Consider the following 16,598-nt stretch of genomic DNA (forward strand, 5'->3'; position numbering starts at 1 on the left):
GGGGCTGGCGCGGCTGGGCCGGTGGCTGCTGCGCCGCCTGGCGTGCCCCTGCCAGCCACTGGTCGAAGGTTGGCGCCTGTGCAGCCGCGTTCACAGCGTGAGGATGGTGCAGCCGGTGGTCTTGCGTGCTTCCAGGTCGCGGTGGGCCTGCTGCACATCGGCCAGCGGGTAGCGCTGGTCGATGTGGATCTTGACCTGCCCGCTGGCGACCACGGCAAACAGGTCGTCCGCCATGGCTTGCGTGGCCTCGCGCGTGGCGATGTGGGTGAACAGTGTCTGGCGCGTGACGTACAGCGAGCCTTTGGCACCCAGGCTGCCGGGCGCAAACGGTGCCACCGGGCCCGACGCGTTGCCGAAGCTGGCCATGAGGCCGAACGGGCGCAGGCATTCGAGCGACTTGTCCCAGGTGTCCTTGCCCACCGAGTCATACACCACCTTCACGCCCTTGCCGCCGGTGATCTCCTTCACGCGCGCCGCAAAGTCCTCGGTGCTGTAGTTGATGGCGTGCGCCGCGCCGTTGGCCAGCGCCAGCTGGCACTTGGCATCGGACCCCGCCGTGCCGATGAGCTGCAGGCCGAGCGCCTTGGCCCATTGGCAGGCGATGAGGCCCACACCGCCCGCTGCGGCATGGAACAGCACATGGTCGCCAGGCTGCAGGCCTTCCACAGGCCGGGTTTTCTTGAGCAGGTATTGCGCCGTCAGGCCCTTGAGCATCATGGCCGCGCCAGTCTCAAAGCTGATCGCGTCGGGCAGCTTGCACACGCATTTGGCGGGCATCACGCGCACTTCGCAGTAGGCGCCGGGAGGATTGCTGGCATAGGCGGCGCGGTCGCCCACCTTCAGGTGCGTGACGCCCTCGCCCACCGCCTCGATCACGCCCGCGCCTTCCATGCCGATGGTGGCGGGCATGCTCAAGGGGTACAGGCCGGTGCGGTGGTACACGTCGATGAAGTTCAGGCCGATGGCGTGGTGGCGGATGCGGACCTCACCGGGGCCAGGCTCGCCCACAGGGACGTCAACGATGTGGAGTTCTTCGGGACCACCGTGCTGGCGGATCTGGACGGCAAGGCTCATGGCTAACGTCTCCTCAAACAAAAAAGGGGGGGATGTCTCAACGGCGGCCATCCTGCCACGAATCGCACGCGGTTGCCGACGGCCCTTGCAGCACCGGTGCGTGCTGGGGCCTTGTGCCCCGGGCGCAGCAGGGCCGTGCCTGCACCGTTACAGTGCAGCCCCATGACTCAAAAAATCACACCCGGCACGGCCGTGCTGCTGGTGATCCCGCCCCTGCTGTGGGCCGGCAACGCGGTGGTAGGGCGGCTGGTCCATGAACTGATTCCCCCCATCACCCTGAACTTCATCCGCTGGGTGCTGGCCTTTGCCATCCTGCTGCCCCTGGCCCATGGCGTGCTGCGCGCCGACAGCCCGCTGTGGCCGCACTGGCGCCGCTATGCGCTGCTGGGCCTGCTGGGCATCGGGGCCTACAACGCGCTGCAGTACATGGCGCTGCAAACCTCCACCCCCATCAACGTGACGCTGGTCGGCTCCAGCATGCCGGTGTGGATGCTGGCCGTGGGCGCGCTGTTCTTCGGGGCCACCGTCACGCGGCGGCAGGTGCTGGGGGCATTGCTGTCGGTGTGTGGTGTGCTGCTGGTGCTGAGCCGGGGCGAGTGGTCGCAGCTGCTGGCCTTCCGCCTAGTGCCGGGCGATTTGTTCATGTTGCTGGCCACCATCTCGTGGGCGTTCTACAGCTGGCTGCTGTCGCGCACCAGCGAGCCCACCAGCATCCGGGGCGACTGGGCTGCGTTTTTGATGGCACAAATGGTGTTTGGACTGGCCTGGTCGGGCAGCTTTGCGGGGGCCGAATGGGCCAGCGGGCGCACGCACATCGCATGGGGATGGCCGCTGATAGCCGCCCTGGCCTTCATCGCCGTAGGACCTGCGGTGCTGGCCTACCGCTGCTGGGGGGTGGGCGTGCAACGCGCCGGGCCCGCAGCCGCCGGGTTTTTCATCAACCTCACGCCGCTGTTTGCCGGGGTGCTCTCGGCGGCCTTTCTGGGCGACACGCCCAAGGCGTTCCATGCCGTGGCGTTCGCGCTGATCGTGGGTGGCATCGTGGTGTCGTCACGGCGTTGACGGATTCCAGTTTTGGCCAAAACCGGCGGTAGCGCAGGTATTCATTGCCCCAATTGCTACACAAAAAGTAGCAAACGACGCGGCCTTTCTGGGCCCATCAACCCGGGGCAGTGACCGTGGTGGCCGACTCCATCAACGCCTCCAGGTCCATCACCGGGGTGGGCCGCCCCAGCAGATAGCCCTGGAAGTACACACAGCCGTGCCGGGCCAGGAAGTCCTTCTGTGCCTCGGTTTCCACCCCTTCGGCAATCACATCCAGCTCCAGGTTGCGTGCCATGCCCAGAATGGTCTGGACGATCACATCGTCGGTGTGCCGCACCCCCAGGTTGCGCACAAAGGACTGGTCGATCTTGAGCTGGTCCAGCGGCAGCCGCGTGAGATACGCCAGCGATGAATAGCCGGTTCCAAAGTCATCCACCGAAAAGCGCACGCCCTTGGTCTTGAGCATGCCGATCTTGGCGATGGTGTCGTCCACGTTGTCCAGCACCAGTGATTCGGTGAGTTCGAGCTTGAGCAGGTGTGGCTTGGCGCCCGTCTCGCGCAGCACCTCCACCACCCGGGCCACAAAGTCGCGCTGGCGGAACTGCCGCGCGCTCACGTTGACGGACACCTGCAGGTGCCGGTACCGCTCGTCCCCCTGCCAGGCCGCCAGCTGCTCGCAGGCCGTGCGCAGCACCCAGTGGCCCATGGGCACGATGAGTTCGCTTTCTTCGGCCACGCCTATGAACTCGCCGGGCGCAACCAGCCCGCGCTCGGGGTGCTGCCACCGGATCAGGGCCTCAGCGCCCACCATGCGGCCATCCAGGTGGAACTGCGGCTGGTAGTGCAGCACAAACTGCCGCGCTGTGAGCGCCATCTGCAGGTCGGTCTCCAGCTGCGCGCGCATGCTGATGACGATCTGCATCTGGGGGTCAAAAAAGCACAGCGCGTTGCGCCCTTGCGATTTGACCTGGTACATGGCGATGTCAGCCTCTTTCAGCAGGTCCACCGACGACTGCAGGCTGCCGCCCATCAGCGTGGCGCCAATGCTGGGCGTGCTGTGGTGCGCGTTCCCCCCCAGCGTGTATGGCACGTTGAGTTTGCGCAGGATCTTCTCGCCCACCCGGCGCGCTTGGGCGGCGGCCTCATCACGGTGCACCGACAGGTCGCTGAGCATGACCACGAATTCGTCGCCCCCCAGGCGCGCCACCGTGTCCTCGCGCCGCACGCAGGTCTTCAGGCGCTGAGCCACCTGGCGCAACAGCATGTCGCCCACCTCATGGCCCCGCGTGTCGTTCAGGGTCTTGAAGTGGTCCAGGTCCAGGAACAACAAGGCGCCGTACTGCCCGCTGCGCACGCTGGCGGCAATGGCTTGCTGCATGCGGTCCATCAACAGACGGCGGTTGGGCAGGTTGGTCAGCGGGTCGTAAAAGGCCAGGCTCTCGATCTCCGTGCTGGCCTTGCGCAGCGCAGTCACGTCGTGGTAGCTGATGACGAGGCCGCCATCGGGCGTGGCGCGTTCGGTGATCTGGATGGTGCTGCCATTGGCGTACGACTGTTCACGCGGCTCGGGCTGGTGCTTTTGCCGCTCCAGGCGCTGGCTCACCCACCGCTTGCGCTCATCGTCGGACAGGCGGGGCACATGGTGCTCCACCGTGGCCTCCAGCACCGTTCGGAACGGAATGAGTGGTGTGATCACGCCCTGCAGCCACGGGAGAATCGTCTCCAGCTGGCGGTTCCACTGCACCACCCGATGCTGGCTGTCCAATAGCAAGAAGCCGCTCACCATGGACTCCAGCGCCTGGTCCAGCGTGGCCTTGGACTGCGCAATGGCCAGGCGGGCCTGGGACATCCGGTCCACGTAGCGCAGTGCCAGCACTCCCGCCGCAAAGATCATGGCGATGAACAGCGCGGTGGTCAGCGCAATGGCATCGCGCTGGTCGCGCCAGCCGGCAAGCGCTGCGTCCAGCGGAATGCTGGCCGCGATGCGCAAGTCCTGGTACAGGATGGGCCGGAACACCACCAGCGATGGCTCGCCGGTCAATCGCGCAGGGGCCTGCCAGGCCATTCCCCGGTCGACCAAATCTCCGATGGGCGGCGTGAGGGTGGGCGCGGTCACGTCTTCGCGGTTGGGCACGCTCAGCAGCAGTTGCCCGGTGGCGCGCTCCAGCGTGACCTGCAGACCGCTGATGTCCACGCCCTGTACCAGCACCGAGCTCAGGGCCGACACCGGCAGCTCGGCCACGGCCACCACCCGCGAGCTGTCCGCCATGCGCAGGTGGCGAGCGAAGTACAACACTTTCTCGGAACTGGCAAAACTCACCACCGGCGCACTGACCATCAGGGTGGATACAGGTTGCTCCAGCACGCTCTCCAGAAAACCGGCCGGCAGTTGCACCAACAGGCTGGCGCCTGCGGGGTCGGACGACGCCAACGCCTTGCCCGTGCTGTCGAGCACCGCCACGTAGCGCACCATGAGGTTCTGCCGCGCCGACCCCCGCAGCCGCTGGCTGGCCGTATCGGCATCCAGCCACTTGGGCATGGCATTGGACAGTCCCAGCAGCTCGTCCATGCTGGCCAGCAGCACGTCCACGGCCAGCAGCGAGCGGTTGAGTGCCGCCTCTGCGCCCGCCACGAAGCGGGTGGCCTGGGCCTCGCTATCGGCCAGCGCGGCCTGGCGGGCATTCCACGCCAGGGTACCGGCCACCGCCACCACGGCCGCCACAAACACTGCAGCGCCCGCCCAGACATAGGCCTTGATGCGCGAAGGTGCGGCGGACTCTGTCATTTCGCAGGCGCTGCCTGCAGCCCACGCACTGGCCCGATGGTCTGGTTCCAGACCTGCGCGCAGCGAGCGCCGCAACGCTGCACCCAGCGCGGCAACACGGTGGATTCAAGGATCTCCTGGCGGCTGCGCTCATCCTGGGGCGACACGGGCACCACCACCATGCTGCCCTTGGTGCCAGCGTTGCAGGTGGGGGCACCCCGGTTGCAAGCCAGCCCGTCGGCAGTTTCACGCTCGGACTCGGCCCAGATGGCGGCTTCCAGGCGGGGCAGTTCGCGCTTGAGCAGCGTGCGCAGGTCGGGCGGCAGCGCCGCCCAGGCGGCCTGGTTGGCACCAAACACCGCAAGCCCCCAGGTCACCGGCAGGGTGTGCACGTGGGTGGTGAGCGCCGGCAGGCCAAGCATGTTGCCCGACATGGTGCCGGTAATGGCGCATTCGGTATTGCCCGCGGTCAAGCTCGGCACGATCTGCGAAAAACTGGTCAGCACGGGCACCCCGCCCAAGGCGCCCACAAAGTCGGCCTGGCTGGCCGACGACACACGCACGCGGCGGCCGGTCAGCTCGGCCAGCGTACGCAGTGGCTTCTTGCAGAACACCACCTGCGCCGGGTACACGTAGATGGCGAGTGCCTCGACACCATGCTGCTCACGCAACGCCTTTTCGAGGTAGGGGCGAAACGCCGCCAGCGTAGTCTTGAGCGTGGCAAGGTCGGGGTTCAGTCCGGCCAGGTCAGGCGCTGTGTATTCGGGGTATTGCGCGGTGAACGAACTCATCAGGGTGGTGCCAAAAGGAACCACGCCCAGCTGCAGCAAACGCAGCATTTCGGCCCCAGGCACGCCGGCCCGGTCAAAGGGCACGATCTCTGCCTGGAAGCGCCCGGCGCTCAGGCGAGAAAGCTCCTTGGTCCAGAAGGGCTCTTCCTGCCGGACGTACTGGCTGATACCGGCCAGACCGCCCACGATGCGCAACCGGTATGGAGCTGCCGCTGTGGTGCCCGCACCCGCCGCGCTGGCTGCATCGGCGGCCTGCACAGCAGCCCCAACGCACAGCGCCAGACACAGCAGGGTGCAGTGGCGTTTCAGGCGCGGCAGAAAGGGAGTGTGGACAGATTGCATGGCGGCGGACAGTGGCAGGCGCTGGCCCGCAGTATTCCACCAATTATTCAGCGCTCCGGTAAAGCTGTCGGCAAAACACCACGCCAGCTTCCGTTCTGCGGGAGCACTGCGCCAGACAGCCCACCAGCCGGGCCTCGTCGGGCCCGGCCTGCGTCAGAACGTACCGGGGTAGGCACCACCGTCGGCCAGCACGTTCTGTCCCGTCATGTAGCCCGCGTGCACGCTGCACAGGAAGGCGCAAATGGCACCAAACTCTTCGGCAGAGCCATACCGCCCTGCCGGGATCTGCGCCTGCTGCGCGGAGCGCACATCCTGGACGCTCTTGCCCGCCTTGCTGGCGGCTGCCGTGACGGTGGCTGCGAGCCGGTCGGTGTCGAATTTACCAGGCAGCAGGTTGTTGATGGTCACCCCACTCGCTGCGATCTTGCTGCGCGACACACCCGCCACAAACCCCGTGAGACCACTGCGCGCGCCGTTGGACAGGCCCAGGATGTCGATGGGCGCCTTCACGGCGCTGGAAGTGATGTTGACGATGCGGCCAAACCCGCGTGCAGCCATGCCATCCACCGTGGCCTGGATCAGTTCGATAGGGGTCAGCATATTGGCGTCCACAGCCTTGATCCAGGCGTCGCGGTTCCAGTCGCGGAAGTCGCCGGTGGGTGGGCCGCCTGCGTTGGTGACCACGATGTCGAAGTCGCGGCCCGGTCCTCCGGCCGCCGAGAACACCGCCGCACGCCCTTCGGGAGTGGTGATGTCGGCCGCCACAGCCAGCACCTGAGGTGATGCACCCTTTTGGCCGCTGGCGCTGGTCTTGTTTGCACTTTCAGCTATCAAACGAGTAGCAGCCTGTTCGAGTGCCTCGGCACTGCGGGCGTTGATGACCACATTGACACCCTCGCGCACCAAAGCCTGCGCGCAGCCATAGCCCAGCCCCTTGCTCGCGCCACACACCAGCGCCCATTTGCCTGCAATACCCAAATCCATAACAATCTCCTGGTTGCACACTGATACAAGTGTGCTTTGTTAAATCATAGTTGGAGAGCATCACCATGAACCGGCCGCACTGGAAAGCCCTGGCGCCTTGGCTGGCATCGGCCGCGATGGCCCTCTTGCCACTGCTCTGCACCATAGCGCATGCGCAGGAGGTTGCCGTGGTCAAACGCGCCACCCAGCTGCGCGACAGCCCCGCAGAAAGCGGCGCCAGCGTGGCACCCCTGGAGGCCAACTCAGTAGTCACGCGCAGCAGTGAGCGCAAGGGGCCCTGGACCAAGGTCAGCACAGCACAAGGCGCTACGGGCTGGGTCCATATGTTTGACCTGGGCCCCCAGTCAGGCGCTGCACCGGCCACTGGCAATGCCGCAACGAGCGGAATGCGAGGCCTTGGCAGCTTGTTCGGCGGAAACAGCGGCGGCACCACGACCGCCACCTCCACCGTGGGCATCCGGGGTCTGGGAGCCGAAGACATCGCCAAGGCGCAACCCAACCCGGCTGCCGTGACCCAGGCCGAGGGGCTGCGGGTCAACGCCGACCAAGCCCGCCAGTTCGCCAGCAATGCGTCGCTGCAGCCACGCAACGTGGCACCCCTGGCGGAGCCGCCCCGGCCCTCCTCCAGCAGCGGATCGGGGGCGACAGGCTCGTCCAACAATCCGTCCGACCCCAATTTCAGCCCCAACTGAGCGAGAGCTGCCATGCGTCTGCCCCCATCCCTCTCCCGCACCCGGCTGCTAGTTGCGGCGTGCACCGCCCTGGCCCTGACCCTGCTCCCCAGCCAGGGACAGAGCCAGGGGGTCATGAATCTGCTCAACGCCCTGGGTGGTGGCAGCTCCACCAGCAACACCGGCGGAGGCCTGCTGGGCGCCATCACCGGTGGAGGCAGCCCCGCAGGCCAGGGGGATGACCTCATCAGCATGCTCACCCGTTCGGTCGAGAGCATCGACGAGCCCCGCGAGATCGAAATCGGCCGCCAACTCTCGGCCGTGCTGCTGGGCAGCAAACCCCTACACCCGGACATGGCACTGCAGCGGTATGTGAATCAGCTCGGGCGCTGGATCAGCCTGCAATCGCCCCGCCCCAACCTGCCGTGGACCTTTGTGGTGCTGGACGATTCGGGGTACAACGCCTTTGCGGCCCCGGGGGGGTATGTGTTCGTGACCAAGGGCCTGATCGACCGCTGCGCCGACGAGGCCGAGCTGGCTGGCATCCTCGCCCACGAAATCACCCACGTCACCGCCAAACACCACCTGCTGGCCATTCGCAAGACCGCACAGTCGGGCATGCTGACCCAGTTGGTGGCTTCCCAGATCAAGACCAACGCCGTGGGAAACGTGGTGGCCTCGCAATTTTTGGCACTGGGGCGCAACCTGTACGCACGCGGCCTGGACCAGACCGATGAGTACGATGCCGACCGCACTGGCGTGGCCCTGGCCACCCGCGCGGGGTTTGATCCCTATGGACTGGTGTCGGTGCTGCAGCACCTGCGCACCGCCACGCCTGACAACCCGGCCTTCACGCTGGCACTGGCCACACACCCGCCGGCACAGGCGCGCCTGGAGCAACTGGAGCTGGCCATGGGCAAGAACCTCGATGTATTCACCGGCACGGCCCCCGTGACGGTGGCCCAGCGCATGAATCCCAAGACTGCGCCCGCAGCAGCTGCGGTGCCGTCACCCGCCGCACCGGCCGAGGCACCAGCCCGCAGCAAGGCAGCTCCCAAAAAGAAGACGTCATAAAAGCAAGCAGGGCGGCCCTTGTCACGGCGCCCCAAAGGGCTGCGGGATGTGGGCTGTCAGGCCCTGCGCGCCATGCGGGTAAAAATGAAGATACCCGCGACCACGAGCACCGTCCCGGCAGCGACCCACACCGTGAACGGTTCGCCCAGAATCCACACGCCCATGAGGATGGTGGACAACGGGCCCACCATGCCCGTCTGCGCGGCCATGCCTGCGCCGATGCGCTCAATGGCCATCATCACCATCAGCACGGGCGCGGCCGTGCACAGGGTGGCGTTGAGCACCGACAGCCAGATCACCTCAGTCGCAACGACTGCCGCACTCAGCGGCCGCAGCAGCACAAACTGCAACAGGCAGCACAGGCAAGCCACGGTGGTGGCAAGCCCCACCAACCGCAGCGCGCCCAGGCGCTGCACCATCTCGCCGCTGTAAACCAGATAGATGGCATAGCTGACTGCGCTCAGGAACACCAGCAAGGTGCCCCAGGCAGCATTGGCACCCTGCAGGTTGGCCTCGTGGCCAAACACCAGAACCACGCCGCTGTAGCTCACCAGCATGCCTGCCGCCTGGGCCCAGCGGATACCACGTCCGTACAACACCCAGCCCAGCAACACGACCAGCGTGGGGTTGAGGTACAGGATGAGGCGCTCCAGGCTGGCGCTGATGTAGGCAAGCCCTGCAAAGTCGAGAAAGCTCGCCAGATAGTAGCCGGTGACACCCAGGCCCAGCACGCCCAGCCAGTCCTTGCGGGTGGGTGGCGGTCTGCCCCGGCTGGCCCACCAGGCCATCACGGCAAAGATGGGCAGCGCAAACAGCATGCGGTACATGATGAGCGTGACCGCATCCACCCCATGGCGGTAGGCCAGCTTGACGATGATGGCCTTGCCGCTGAAGGCGATGGAGCCCAGGAATGCCAGCACAAGGCCGGAGGCAATGCTCTTCTTTTCAGTGGTCACGGGTACGAAGGGACGCAAAGCGCCTGCTGAAGTATCTGCCGGACAGTGGTCGCCGGAGCGTTGCGCCCAGTGTGACACGGCAAGGCTGGTGCAGGCCATCGAACCTCTGCGCGGGCGCCCCCTTCATCAACGATGGCTGACAAGCCAAAGTGCACTCCGTGCCGCTCGACAGATCGGTGGGCCAACCGCCTTAGCGGTGTTTGCGGAACACCCGCTGGTGCAGCCGCCGCAGTGACCACCACACCCCTGCCGCCACCACCGGAATCGCGAGGGCTGCCGTAGTCTCCGGCGACAACGGCCAGCCCAGTTTTTGCGCGCCCTTGGCCAGATAGCTGACGAGCCCGACGATGTAATAGGTAATGGCCGCCACAGACAACCCCTCCACGGTGGACTGCATCTGCAACTGCAGATCCTGCCGGTGGTTCATGGTGGTCAGCAGCGCCTGGCTGCTTTGCTGCTGTTCGATCTCTACCCGGGTGCGCAGCAGGTTGCTCATGCGCGATACGCGCTGCGACAGCGCATCCTGCCGACGGGTTGCCCACTCACAGGTACTCCGAGCGGGGGTCAGGCGCCGGTCCATGAACTCCCGGATGGTCTGCATGCCCGCCAGGCGGGACTCGGCAATGTCCTGGATACGGCGGTCCAGCAATTCAAAGTAGGCACTGCTGGCCGAGAAGCGCGAGTGCGTGGCTGCGTACTGACTTTCCACCTGCCCGGCCAGGCGCGTCAGCCGATCGAGCAAGGCGGGCTCGTCATCACGGTTGGCCGTGCGGATGGCTTCAGCCAGCGCCGCCAGTTCGCGCTCAGCAAAGGCCAGCACGCTGGCAGCCTCGCGAGCGGCAGGCAGGCCGAGCAAGGCAGCCATGCGATAGGTCTCGATTTCCAGCAGGCGCTGCACCAAACGCCCCAGGCGCCGTGGTGTCATGCCCCCTGCAAGCAGCACCATGCGCGAAAAGCCGTCGGCGTGGATCGCAAAGTCGGTGTACACCTCACCATGCCCGTCGGCCACGGTAGAGGCTACCAATGTGTCTTCGTGCAGAACATGCTTGACCAGGGAGCCCGATCCAAAGGTGTGTGTGGGCAGCACCCACAGGTTCAGGCTGCACAGGCATTGCCCGGGCAAAGCTGCAAGCCAGTCGTGCGGAACGGAATCCACGGCACTGACCGGCTCCCGCTCTCCAAAGGCCTCCACTGGAGCCGGGACCATGAAGGTCCAGGTGACGAATTCGGTGTGCATCTCCCAGCGCATCCGAAAAGCGCCCAAGTCCATCCGCAAGTGGGTAGTCTGGGCGTCGGGAAGCGCCATGTGGTGGTCCCGCAGGAGCGCGGCCACATGGGCCCGGCTGGCCTCGCGCCCTGCCGCATCGGCCAGCATCACGATGTGGGCGATGGCCAGCGGGGCATTCATCGCCTCGGGCGGGCGGGCGTGGATTTCGTTGTGCAGCATCGCCCGGTGCGGGTGCTGCGTGGGATGAAACGGTGTGGACATGCGGACCTCTGCCCGCAATTGTGTACTGGCGACAGCCGTACCACGTGGACGCCACTGCCCAAAAAACAACGGCACCCGAAGGTGCCGTTGATCAGGGTGAGAAAAGAGTCGGAACCGATCAGTCTTCCACAAACGCTTCTTCGCGCTTGTTCTTGACCGAAGGCAGCAGCACGATGATGAGCAGCAGTGCCGCAGCCGCCAACAGGCCAGCCGACAGCGGACGCGTCACAAACACGCTCCAGTCACCACGCGACAGCAGCAGCGCACGGCGCAGGTTCTCTTCCATCATGGGGCCCAGAATGAAGCCGAGCAGTAAAGGTGCAGGCTCGGTGCCCAGCTTGTGAAAGATGTAGCCAATCAGACCAAACGCACCCACCATCCAGATGTCGAAGGTGTTGTTGTTGGTGGAGTACACACCCACCGCGCAGAACAGCACGATGGACGGATACAGCCAGCGGTAAGGCACGGTCAGCAGCTTGATCCAGATGCCGATCAGCGGCAGGTTCAGGATCACCAGCATGGCGTTGCCGATCCACATCGACGCGATCAGGCCCCAGAACAGTTCGGGGTTGCTCGTCATCACCTGGGGACCAGGCTGGATGTTGTGGATGGTCATGGCACCCACCATCAGCGCCATCACGGCGTTGGGAGGAATGCCCAGTGTCAGCAGAGGGATGAACGAGGTTTGCGAACCTGCGTTGTTGGCCGACTCGGGGGCCGCTACACCGCGGATGTTGCCTTGGCCGAAGGGCACTTCGCCAGGACGCAGCTTGGTCTTCTTTTCCACCGTGTAGGCAGCAAAAGCGGCCAGCAAGGCTCCACCACCGGGCAAGATGCCCAGAGCAGAACCCAGCGCTGTGCCACGCAGCACAGCGGGGATCATGTTCTTGAAGTCTTCCTTGGTGGGGAACAGACCTTCCACCTTGGCAGTGAACACCTCACGCTCATCATCGGGGCGCGAGAGGTTGGCGATGATTTCACCGTAACCGAACACACCCATGGCGATGGTCACGAAACCGATGCCGTCGGTCAGCTCAGGGATATCGAAGCTGAAGCGCGCCACACCCGAGTTCACGTCGGTCCCCACCAGACCCATCAGCAGGCCCAGCACGATCATGGCCACCGCCTTGAGCAACGAACCCGAGGCCAACACCACGGCACCGATCAGGCCCAAGGTCATCAGCGAGAAGTATTCGGCAGGGCCGAACTTGAACGCGACTTCGGTCAGCGGAGGCGCAAAGGCCGCCAGGATCAGCGTACCCACGCAGCCCGCAAAGAACGAACCCAGGCCCGCAGCCGCCAGCGCCGGCCCCGCTCGACCCTTGCGCGCCATCTGGTAACCGTCAATCACGGTCACCACCGACGAGGACTCGCCTGGCAGGTTCACCAGAATGGCGGTGGTGGAACCACCGTACTGGGCACCGTAGTAAATACCAGCCAGCATGATCAGCGCCGCCACCGGGGGCAGCGCATAGGTGGCCGGCAGCAGCATGGCGATGGTCGCCACCGGGCCAATGCCTGGCAGCACGCCAATGAGCGTGCCGAGCAAACAGCCCACAAAACAGTAAATCAGGTTCTGGAAAGTGAAAGCAACACCAAAACCCAACGACAAGTTGTTAATAAGATCCATGGTCGGTGCTCCTGCTTAACCTGCGATGAAACTCGGCCACACAGGAAACTGCAGCTTGAGCGCCCACACAAAAGCCACATAGCTGCCAATGGCCAGCACGGTGGCGAGAACAAATACGGCCTTGGCATTGAACTCATTGCCAGCCAGGCTGGAGATGAAGGTCAGTGCATAGATGCCCACGATGAGCCCCATGGCCGGGATGCCCAGGCTGGGCAGGCCGCCCAGCAGAATGCCGAAGGCAAAGTTAGCGGCCAGGATGAAGAACAGCGGCTTCCAGGCCCATTTGCCGATCTTGTCGCCGTCGGCGGTTTCCACGGTCAGCGCCTTGAAGGTGATCACGCTGCCGATGAGGGCCAGCAATATCCCCAGCAATAACGGGAAGTAGCCAGGGCCCATGCGCGCGCCCGTGCCCACGTTGTAAGTGGTGGCACCCCACGCAAATGCGACCCCGACGCCCATGAACATGAGCCCGGACGCAAAGTCTTTATTACTCTTGATTTTCACGAATTGTCTCCTTGACGGAATTCTCGACTGCGCGATTGTGCTGGCAAGGAGGGGGCAGCGCGATGTGGATTCCACCTACATCCGGTAACGCCTGGCAAGCATGCACCACCGGGCGAGTCGCCCAGGAGACTGTCTCGAAAACCACTCTGGAAGACGGCTGGCCAACCGCAGAGGAATGACCGCCCCTCCCCTTCGCTCACTCCAGAGGCGGCGTGGCGGCAATCACCTCTTCCATCGTGGTCAGCCCCTCGGCCACGCGCAGCGCACCCGCCAGGCGCAGGGGACGCATGCCGTCTTGCACGGCCTGCCGACGCAGCACATCAATGGAAGGCGCCTGGGTGATCTTGTCCTTGAGCGCCTCGCTGACGGTGAGCAATTCATAGAGCCCCATGCGGCCCCTGAAACCGCCCATGCGGCAATCCACGCAGCCAACCGGCTTGTACGGGTGGTAGCTACCACTGATCTTCCAGGGCTTGACCACCTCGGTCAGGGCTTCACGGCTCGCGGCCTCATCCTTTTGTTTGCAGTGCTTGCACAGCGTGCGCACCAGCCGCTGGGCCAGCACGCCCAGCAAGGTGGCATTGATGAGGTACGACGGAACACCCAGCTCCATCATGCGGGTGATGGCGCTGGGGGCATCGTTGGTGTGCAGGGTAGAGAACACCAGGTGGCCCGTCAGCGCCGCCTGGATGGCCATCTCGGCGGTCTCCAGGTCGCGGATCTCACCCACCATGATGATGTCAGGATCCTGCCGCATCAGGGCGCGCAGGCCTTCGGCAAAGTTGAAGTCGAGCTGCGGCTGCACCTGGGTCTGGTTGAAGCTGGGCTCGATCATTTCGATGGGGTCTTCCACCGTGCTCACGTTGACCTCTTCGGTGGCCACGCGCTTCAGGGTCGAGTACAGCGTGGTGGTCTTGCCCGAGCCCGTGGGGCCAGTCACCAGGATGATGCCGTGCGGCCGCTTGACCAACGCCTCCCAGCGCTGCGCATCGTGCTGCGCAAAGCCCAAGGCATCAAGGTCCTTGACCGCGTTGTCCGGGTCAAAAATGCGCATGACCATCTTTTCGCCAAACGCAGTGGGTAAGGTGGACAGGCGCATTTCCACCTCTTCGCCCCGCTGGTTGCGGGTCTTGATGCGGCCGTCCTGTGGGCGGCGTTTTTCCACCACATCGATGCGACCCAGCAACTTGATGCGCGCCACCATCGCGTTGTGCACGCCCATGGGCATCTGGTAGACCGGGTGCAGCACACCGTCGATGCGAAAACGGATCACGCCCTGGTCGCGGCGCGGCTCCAGGTGAATGTCGCTCGCGCGCTGGTCAAACGCGTACTGCCAGAGCCAGTCCACCACCTTGACCACGCCCTGGTCGTTGGCATCGAGCTGCTTGTTGCTCTTGCCCAGCTCCACCAACTGCTCAAAGCTGCTGCCACCCGAGTTGCCGCCAGCCTTCTGCGCGGCGCGCACCGACTTGGCCAGCGCAAAAAATTCAGCCGTGAAGCGGTGGATGTCTTGGGGGTTCGCCACCACCCGGCGCACCGAGCGGCGCGACTGGCGCTCCACCTCGGCCACCCAGTCATCAATGAAAGGCTCGGCCGTGGCCACCACCACTTCTTTGCTGGTCACCTGCACAGGCAGCACCTTGTGGCGTTCCGCATAAGTGGCGCTCATGGTGTCTGCTACGCGCCCCACATCCACCTTGAGGGGGTCGATGCGCAGGTAGGCGAGGCCCGCACGTTGCGCCAGGTACTCGGACAGCGCCTCGATGTCGAGCGGCTTACTGTCGCTGGCGCGCTCCATGGCCACACTGGCCAGGCGCACCAGGGCATGCTGGGAGCTCTCAGCCTGCGAACAGCGGGCGATGGTGCGCTGCGCTTCCTCGCGCGAGATCACCTTGTCATCGCTGAGCCACTGCACCATGCGGCGCCAGTCCACCGGGCCAATGTGTGAAGCCGACTTCAGCCGGTCAGGGGTCACGACAGGAGCATTCATTGCAAGATTCCTCTCAGGGGTTCACAGGCTTGAACACCCGCAGCCATTTGGTGGTGGGCAGGTCCCACCGCGCCTGGATCGCCTCGGCCCGCTCGGCCAGTTCCGCGCGCTTGGGCCGCGTGGGGGTGCGCTGGGCCAGCACCACCGTGTTGCCTTCACGCGTGGGCTTGAACGCCCACAGCGCATCGCTGCCAAACGCCTGGGACATGCTCTGCAGGCTGCGGTCAAAGCTCGACGCGCGGCCGAACAGGTTCACGGTCATGCAGCCTGTCTCCGTGAGCAGTGCGCGGCAGTCGGCATAAAAATCGGGGCTATCGAGCACGGGGGCCGCAGCCTCGTGGTCATACAGGTCCACAGCCAGCGCATCCACCGTGCCCAGCCACATGGGGTTCTGGATCTCCTTGGACGCATCGGCCAGCACCACGCGCAGCTTGGGGCCGTCGGGCGGCAGCTTGAACCACTGGCGGCACACGGCCAGCACCTGCGGGTTCAGCTCGATGGCGGTGGTGCAGATGCGCAGCTTTTTGTGGCAGAACTTGGTGATGGCACCCGCTCCCAGGCCCAACTGCATGGCATGGCCCTTGGACACCTGCCCCAGGTCGGCAAACAGCAGCCAGGCCATCATGCGCTGCACGTATTCCAGCTCCAGGGCAAAGGGCTCATCGATGCGCATGGAGCCCTGGATCCAGGGTGTGCCCAGGTGCAGGTGACGCACTTCGCCGTCGTCAGACACGCTGACTTCGGGCAGTTCTTGCAAGGTTTCTTTTTTACGGGCCATTCACAGCAATCCGTGCCGGGCCATCACATCGGCCCAGGCGGTCAATTTACGTTCAAAACTCCAGGAGGCGTTGGCCGGGCTGGTCGATGGCAGCCGCACGGCCTCGATGGCACGTGCGCCTGACGTGCCCACATCATGCGGCAAGAGCGTCGGCTGCCCGGCAGCTCCCAGCGCGGCAAGCGCCGCCGGCGCGTGCCGAAAACTCTCCGCACCGTTGTGCGCGAGCGCGGCCAGTCGGGGGCACACGCTGCGCAGCGTCGCAAACTCGTTGAGCCGGGCGTTACGGATACTGGTGTCCAGGCTGCCCTCGCGCTCGCAGCTCTGGTACACGTCCCACAGGCCCAAGCCGCGATCCAGCAGCCAGGCGCAGCGGTCTGCATACCCATCCGGCCCCGCCGGGGGCAAGGGATGCTGGGGCCACAAGGCCTGCAGGATCTTCCAGAAGTGGTTCTGGGGGTGCGCGTAGTACTGGCGGGCTTGCAATGACGCAGCCCCGGGAAAACTGCC

At 65.2% G+C, this 16,598-nt stretch carries 14 protein-coding genes; 3 read left to right on the forward strand and 11 right to left on the reverse strand.

Translation table 11 applies throughout. The annotated features are described in order from the left end of the window. Nucleotides 1–90 precede the first annotated feature (90 nt). The gene (locus tag DBR23_RS28780) at nt 91–1,074 is read right to left on the reverse strand and encodes a quinone oxidoreductase (RefSeq protein WP_056060964.1); all 984 of its coding nucleotides are present in this window, start codon (nt 1,072–1,074) and stop codon (nt 91–93) included. Between the two features lie 162 nt (nt 1,075–1,236). On the opposite strand from DBR23_RS28780, the gene DBR23_RS28785 reads away from it, so the two are divergent. After that, nucleotides 1,237–2,136, forward strand: coding sequence for a DMT family transporter (locus DBR23_RS28785; RefSeq protein WP_108500315.1), 900 nt, complete (start codon nt 1,237–1,239; stop codon nt 2,134–2,136). Nucleotides 2,137–2,233: 97 nt separating this feature from the next. Here DBR23_RS28785 and DBR23_RS28790 read toward each other — a convergent pair whose 3' ends face one another. From DBR23_RS28790 to DBR23_RS28800, 3 genes are all read right to left on the reverse strand, one after another. Beyond that, nucleotides 2,234–4,903: an EAL domain-containing protein gene (locus tag DBR23_RS28790; RefSeq protein ID WP_056062099.1), complete on the reverse strand. Its 2,670-nt coding sequence runs from the start codon at nt 4,901–4,903 to the stop codon at nt 2,234–2,236. Continuing rightward, nucleotides 4,900–6,015 carry a TRAP transporter substrate-binding protein gene (locus DBR23_RS28795; protein ID WP_233250809.1) on the reverse strand — a complete coding sequence of 372 codons (1,116 nt, stop codon included), beginning with the start codon at nt 6,013–6,015 and terminating at the stop codon, nt 4,900–4,902. The genes DBR23_RS28790 and DBR23_RS28795 overlap by 4 nt, the downstream gene beginning before the upstream one ends. Nucleotides 6,016–6,168: 153 nt before the next feature. Then, complete coding sequence (locus DBR23_RS28800) at nt 6,169–6,999, reverse strand: SDR family oxidoreductase (RefSeq protein WP_108500316.1); 831 nt, start codon at nt 6,997–6,999, stop codon at nt 6,169–6,171. A 65-nt stretch (nt 7,000–7,064) separates the two neighbouring features. On the opposite strand from DBR23_RS28800, the gene DBR23_RS28805 reads away from it, so the two are divergent. Further along, complete coding sequence (locus tag DBR23_RS28805) at nt 7,065–7,691, forward strand: SH3 domain-containing protein (protein WP_108500317.1); 627 nt, start codon at nt 7,065–7,067, stop codon at nt 7,689–7,691. A gap of 12 nt (nt 7,692–7,703) precedes the next feature. Further along, nucleotides 7,704–8,744 carry a M48 family metalloprotease gene (locus DBR23_RS28810; RefSeq protein ID WP_108500318.1) on the forward strand — a complete coding sequence of 347 codons (1,041 nt, stop codon included), beginning with the start codon at nt 7,704–7,706 and terminating at the stop codon, nt 8,742–8,744. A gap of 56 nt (nt 8,745–8,800) precedes the next feature. Here DBR23_RS28810 and DBR23_RS28815 read toward each other — a convergent pair whose 3' ends face one another. The 7 genes from DBR23_RS28815 to DBR23_RS28845 form a co-directional block, all read right to left on the reverse strand. Continuing rightward, the gene (locus DBR23_RS28815; protein ID WP_108500319.1) at nt 8,801–9,700 is read right to left on the reverse strand and encodes a DMT family transporter; all 900 of its coding nucleotides are present in this window, start codon (nt 9,698–9,700) and stop codon (nt 8,801–8,803) included. A gap of 190 nt (nt 9,701–9,890) precedes the next feature. Then, complete coding sequence (locus DBR23_RS28820; protein ID WP_108500320.1) at nt 9,891–11,189, reverse strand: DUF3422 family protein; 1,299 nt, start codon at nt 11,187–11,189, stop codon at nt 9,891–9,893. Nucleotides 11,190–11,307: 118 nt separating this feature from the next. After that, the gene (locus DBR23_RS28825) at nt 11,308–12,819 is read right to left on the reverse strand and encodes a tripartite tricarboxylate transporter permease (RefSeq protein WP_056060945.1); all 1,512 of its coding nucleotides are present in this window, start codon (nt 12,817–12,819) and stop codon (nt 11,308–11,310) included. Between the two features lie 15 nt (nt 12,820–12,834). Further along, nucleotides 12,835–13,323 carry a tripartite tricarboxylate transporter TctB family protein gene (locus DBR23_RS28830; protein WP_056060942.1) on the reverse strand — a complete coding sequence of 163 codons (489 nt, stop codon included), beginning with the start codon at nt 13,321–13,323 and terminating at the stop codon, nt 12,835–12,837. A gap of 196 nt (nt 13,324–13,519) precedes the next feature. After that, nucleotides 13,520–15,313 carry a GspE/PulE family protein gene (locus tag DBR23_RS28835; protein ID WP_056060938.1) on the reverse strand — a complete coding sequence of 598 codons (1,794 nt, stop codon included), beginning with the start codon at nt 15,311–15,313 and terminating at the stop codon, nt 13,520–13,522. A gap of 13 nt (nt 15,314–15,326) precedes the next feature. Beyond that, nucleotides 15,327–16,091, reverse strand: a complete 765-nt coding sequence (locus DBR23_RS28840) for a spermidine synthase (RefSeq protein ID WP_108500321.1) — start codon at nt 16,089–16,091, stop codon at nt 15,327–15,329. Then, a partial coding sequence (locus DBR23_RS28845; protein ID WP_233250810.1) for a DNA-deoxyinosine glycosylase occupies nt 16,092–16,598 on the reverse strand: 507 nt, incomplete at its 5' end. It lies immediately after the preceding gene.

The sequence above is a fragment of the Acidovorax sp. HMWF018 genome (genome assembly GCF_003061035.1).
GTDB lineage: Bacteria > Pseudomonadota > Gammaproteobacteria > Burkholderiales > Burkholderiaceae_C > Acidovorax > Acidovorax delafieldii.

Coding starts and splice junctions, on each gene's coding strand:
- DBR23_RS28780 (WP_056060964.1), bottom strand. CDS start 1,074: ATGAGCCTTGCCGTCCAGATCCGCCAGCACGGTGGTCCCGAAGAACTC.
- DBR23_RS28785 (WP_108500315.1), top strand. CDS start 1,237: ATGACTCAAAAAATCACACCCGGCACGGCCGTGCTGCTGGTGATCCCG.
- DBR23_RS28790 (WP_056062099.1), bottom strand. CDS start 4,903: ATGACAGAGTCCGCCGCACCTTCGCGCATCAAGGCCTATGTCTGGGCG.
- DBR23_RS28795 (WP_233250809.1), bottom strand. CDS start 6,015: ATGCAATCTGTCCACACTCCCTTTCTGCCGCGCCTGAAACGCCACTGC.
- DBR23_RS28800 (WP_108500316.1), bottom strand. CDS start 6,999: ATGGATTTGGGTATTGCAGGCAAATGGGCGCTGGTGTGTGGCGCGAGC.
- DBR23_RS28805 (WP_108500317.1), top strand. CDS start 7,065: ATGAACCGGCCGCACTGGAAAGCCCTGGCGCCTTGGCTGGCATCGGCC.
- DBR23_RS28810 (WP_108500318.1), top strand. CDS start 7,704: ATGCGTCTGCCCCCATCCCTCTCCCGCACCCGGCTGCTAGTTGCGGCG.
- DBR23_RS28820 (WP_108500320.1), bottom strand. CDS start 11,189: ATGTCCACACCGTTTCATCCCACGCAGCACCCGCACCGGGCGATGCTG.
- DBR23_RS28825 (WP_056060945.1), bottom strand. CDS start 12,819: ATGGATCTTATTAACAACTTGTCGTTGGGTTTTGGTGTTGCTTTCACT.
- DBR23_RS28835 (WP_056060938.1), bottom strand. CDS start 15,313: ATGAATGCTCCTGTCGTGACCCCTGACCGGCTGAAGTCGGCTTCACAC.
- DBR23_RS28840 (WP_108500321.1), bottom strand. CDS start 16,091: ATGGCCCGTAAAAAAGAAACCTTGCAAGAACTGCCCGAAGTCAGCGTG.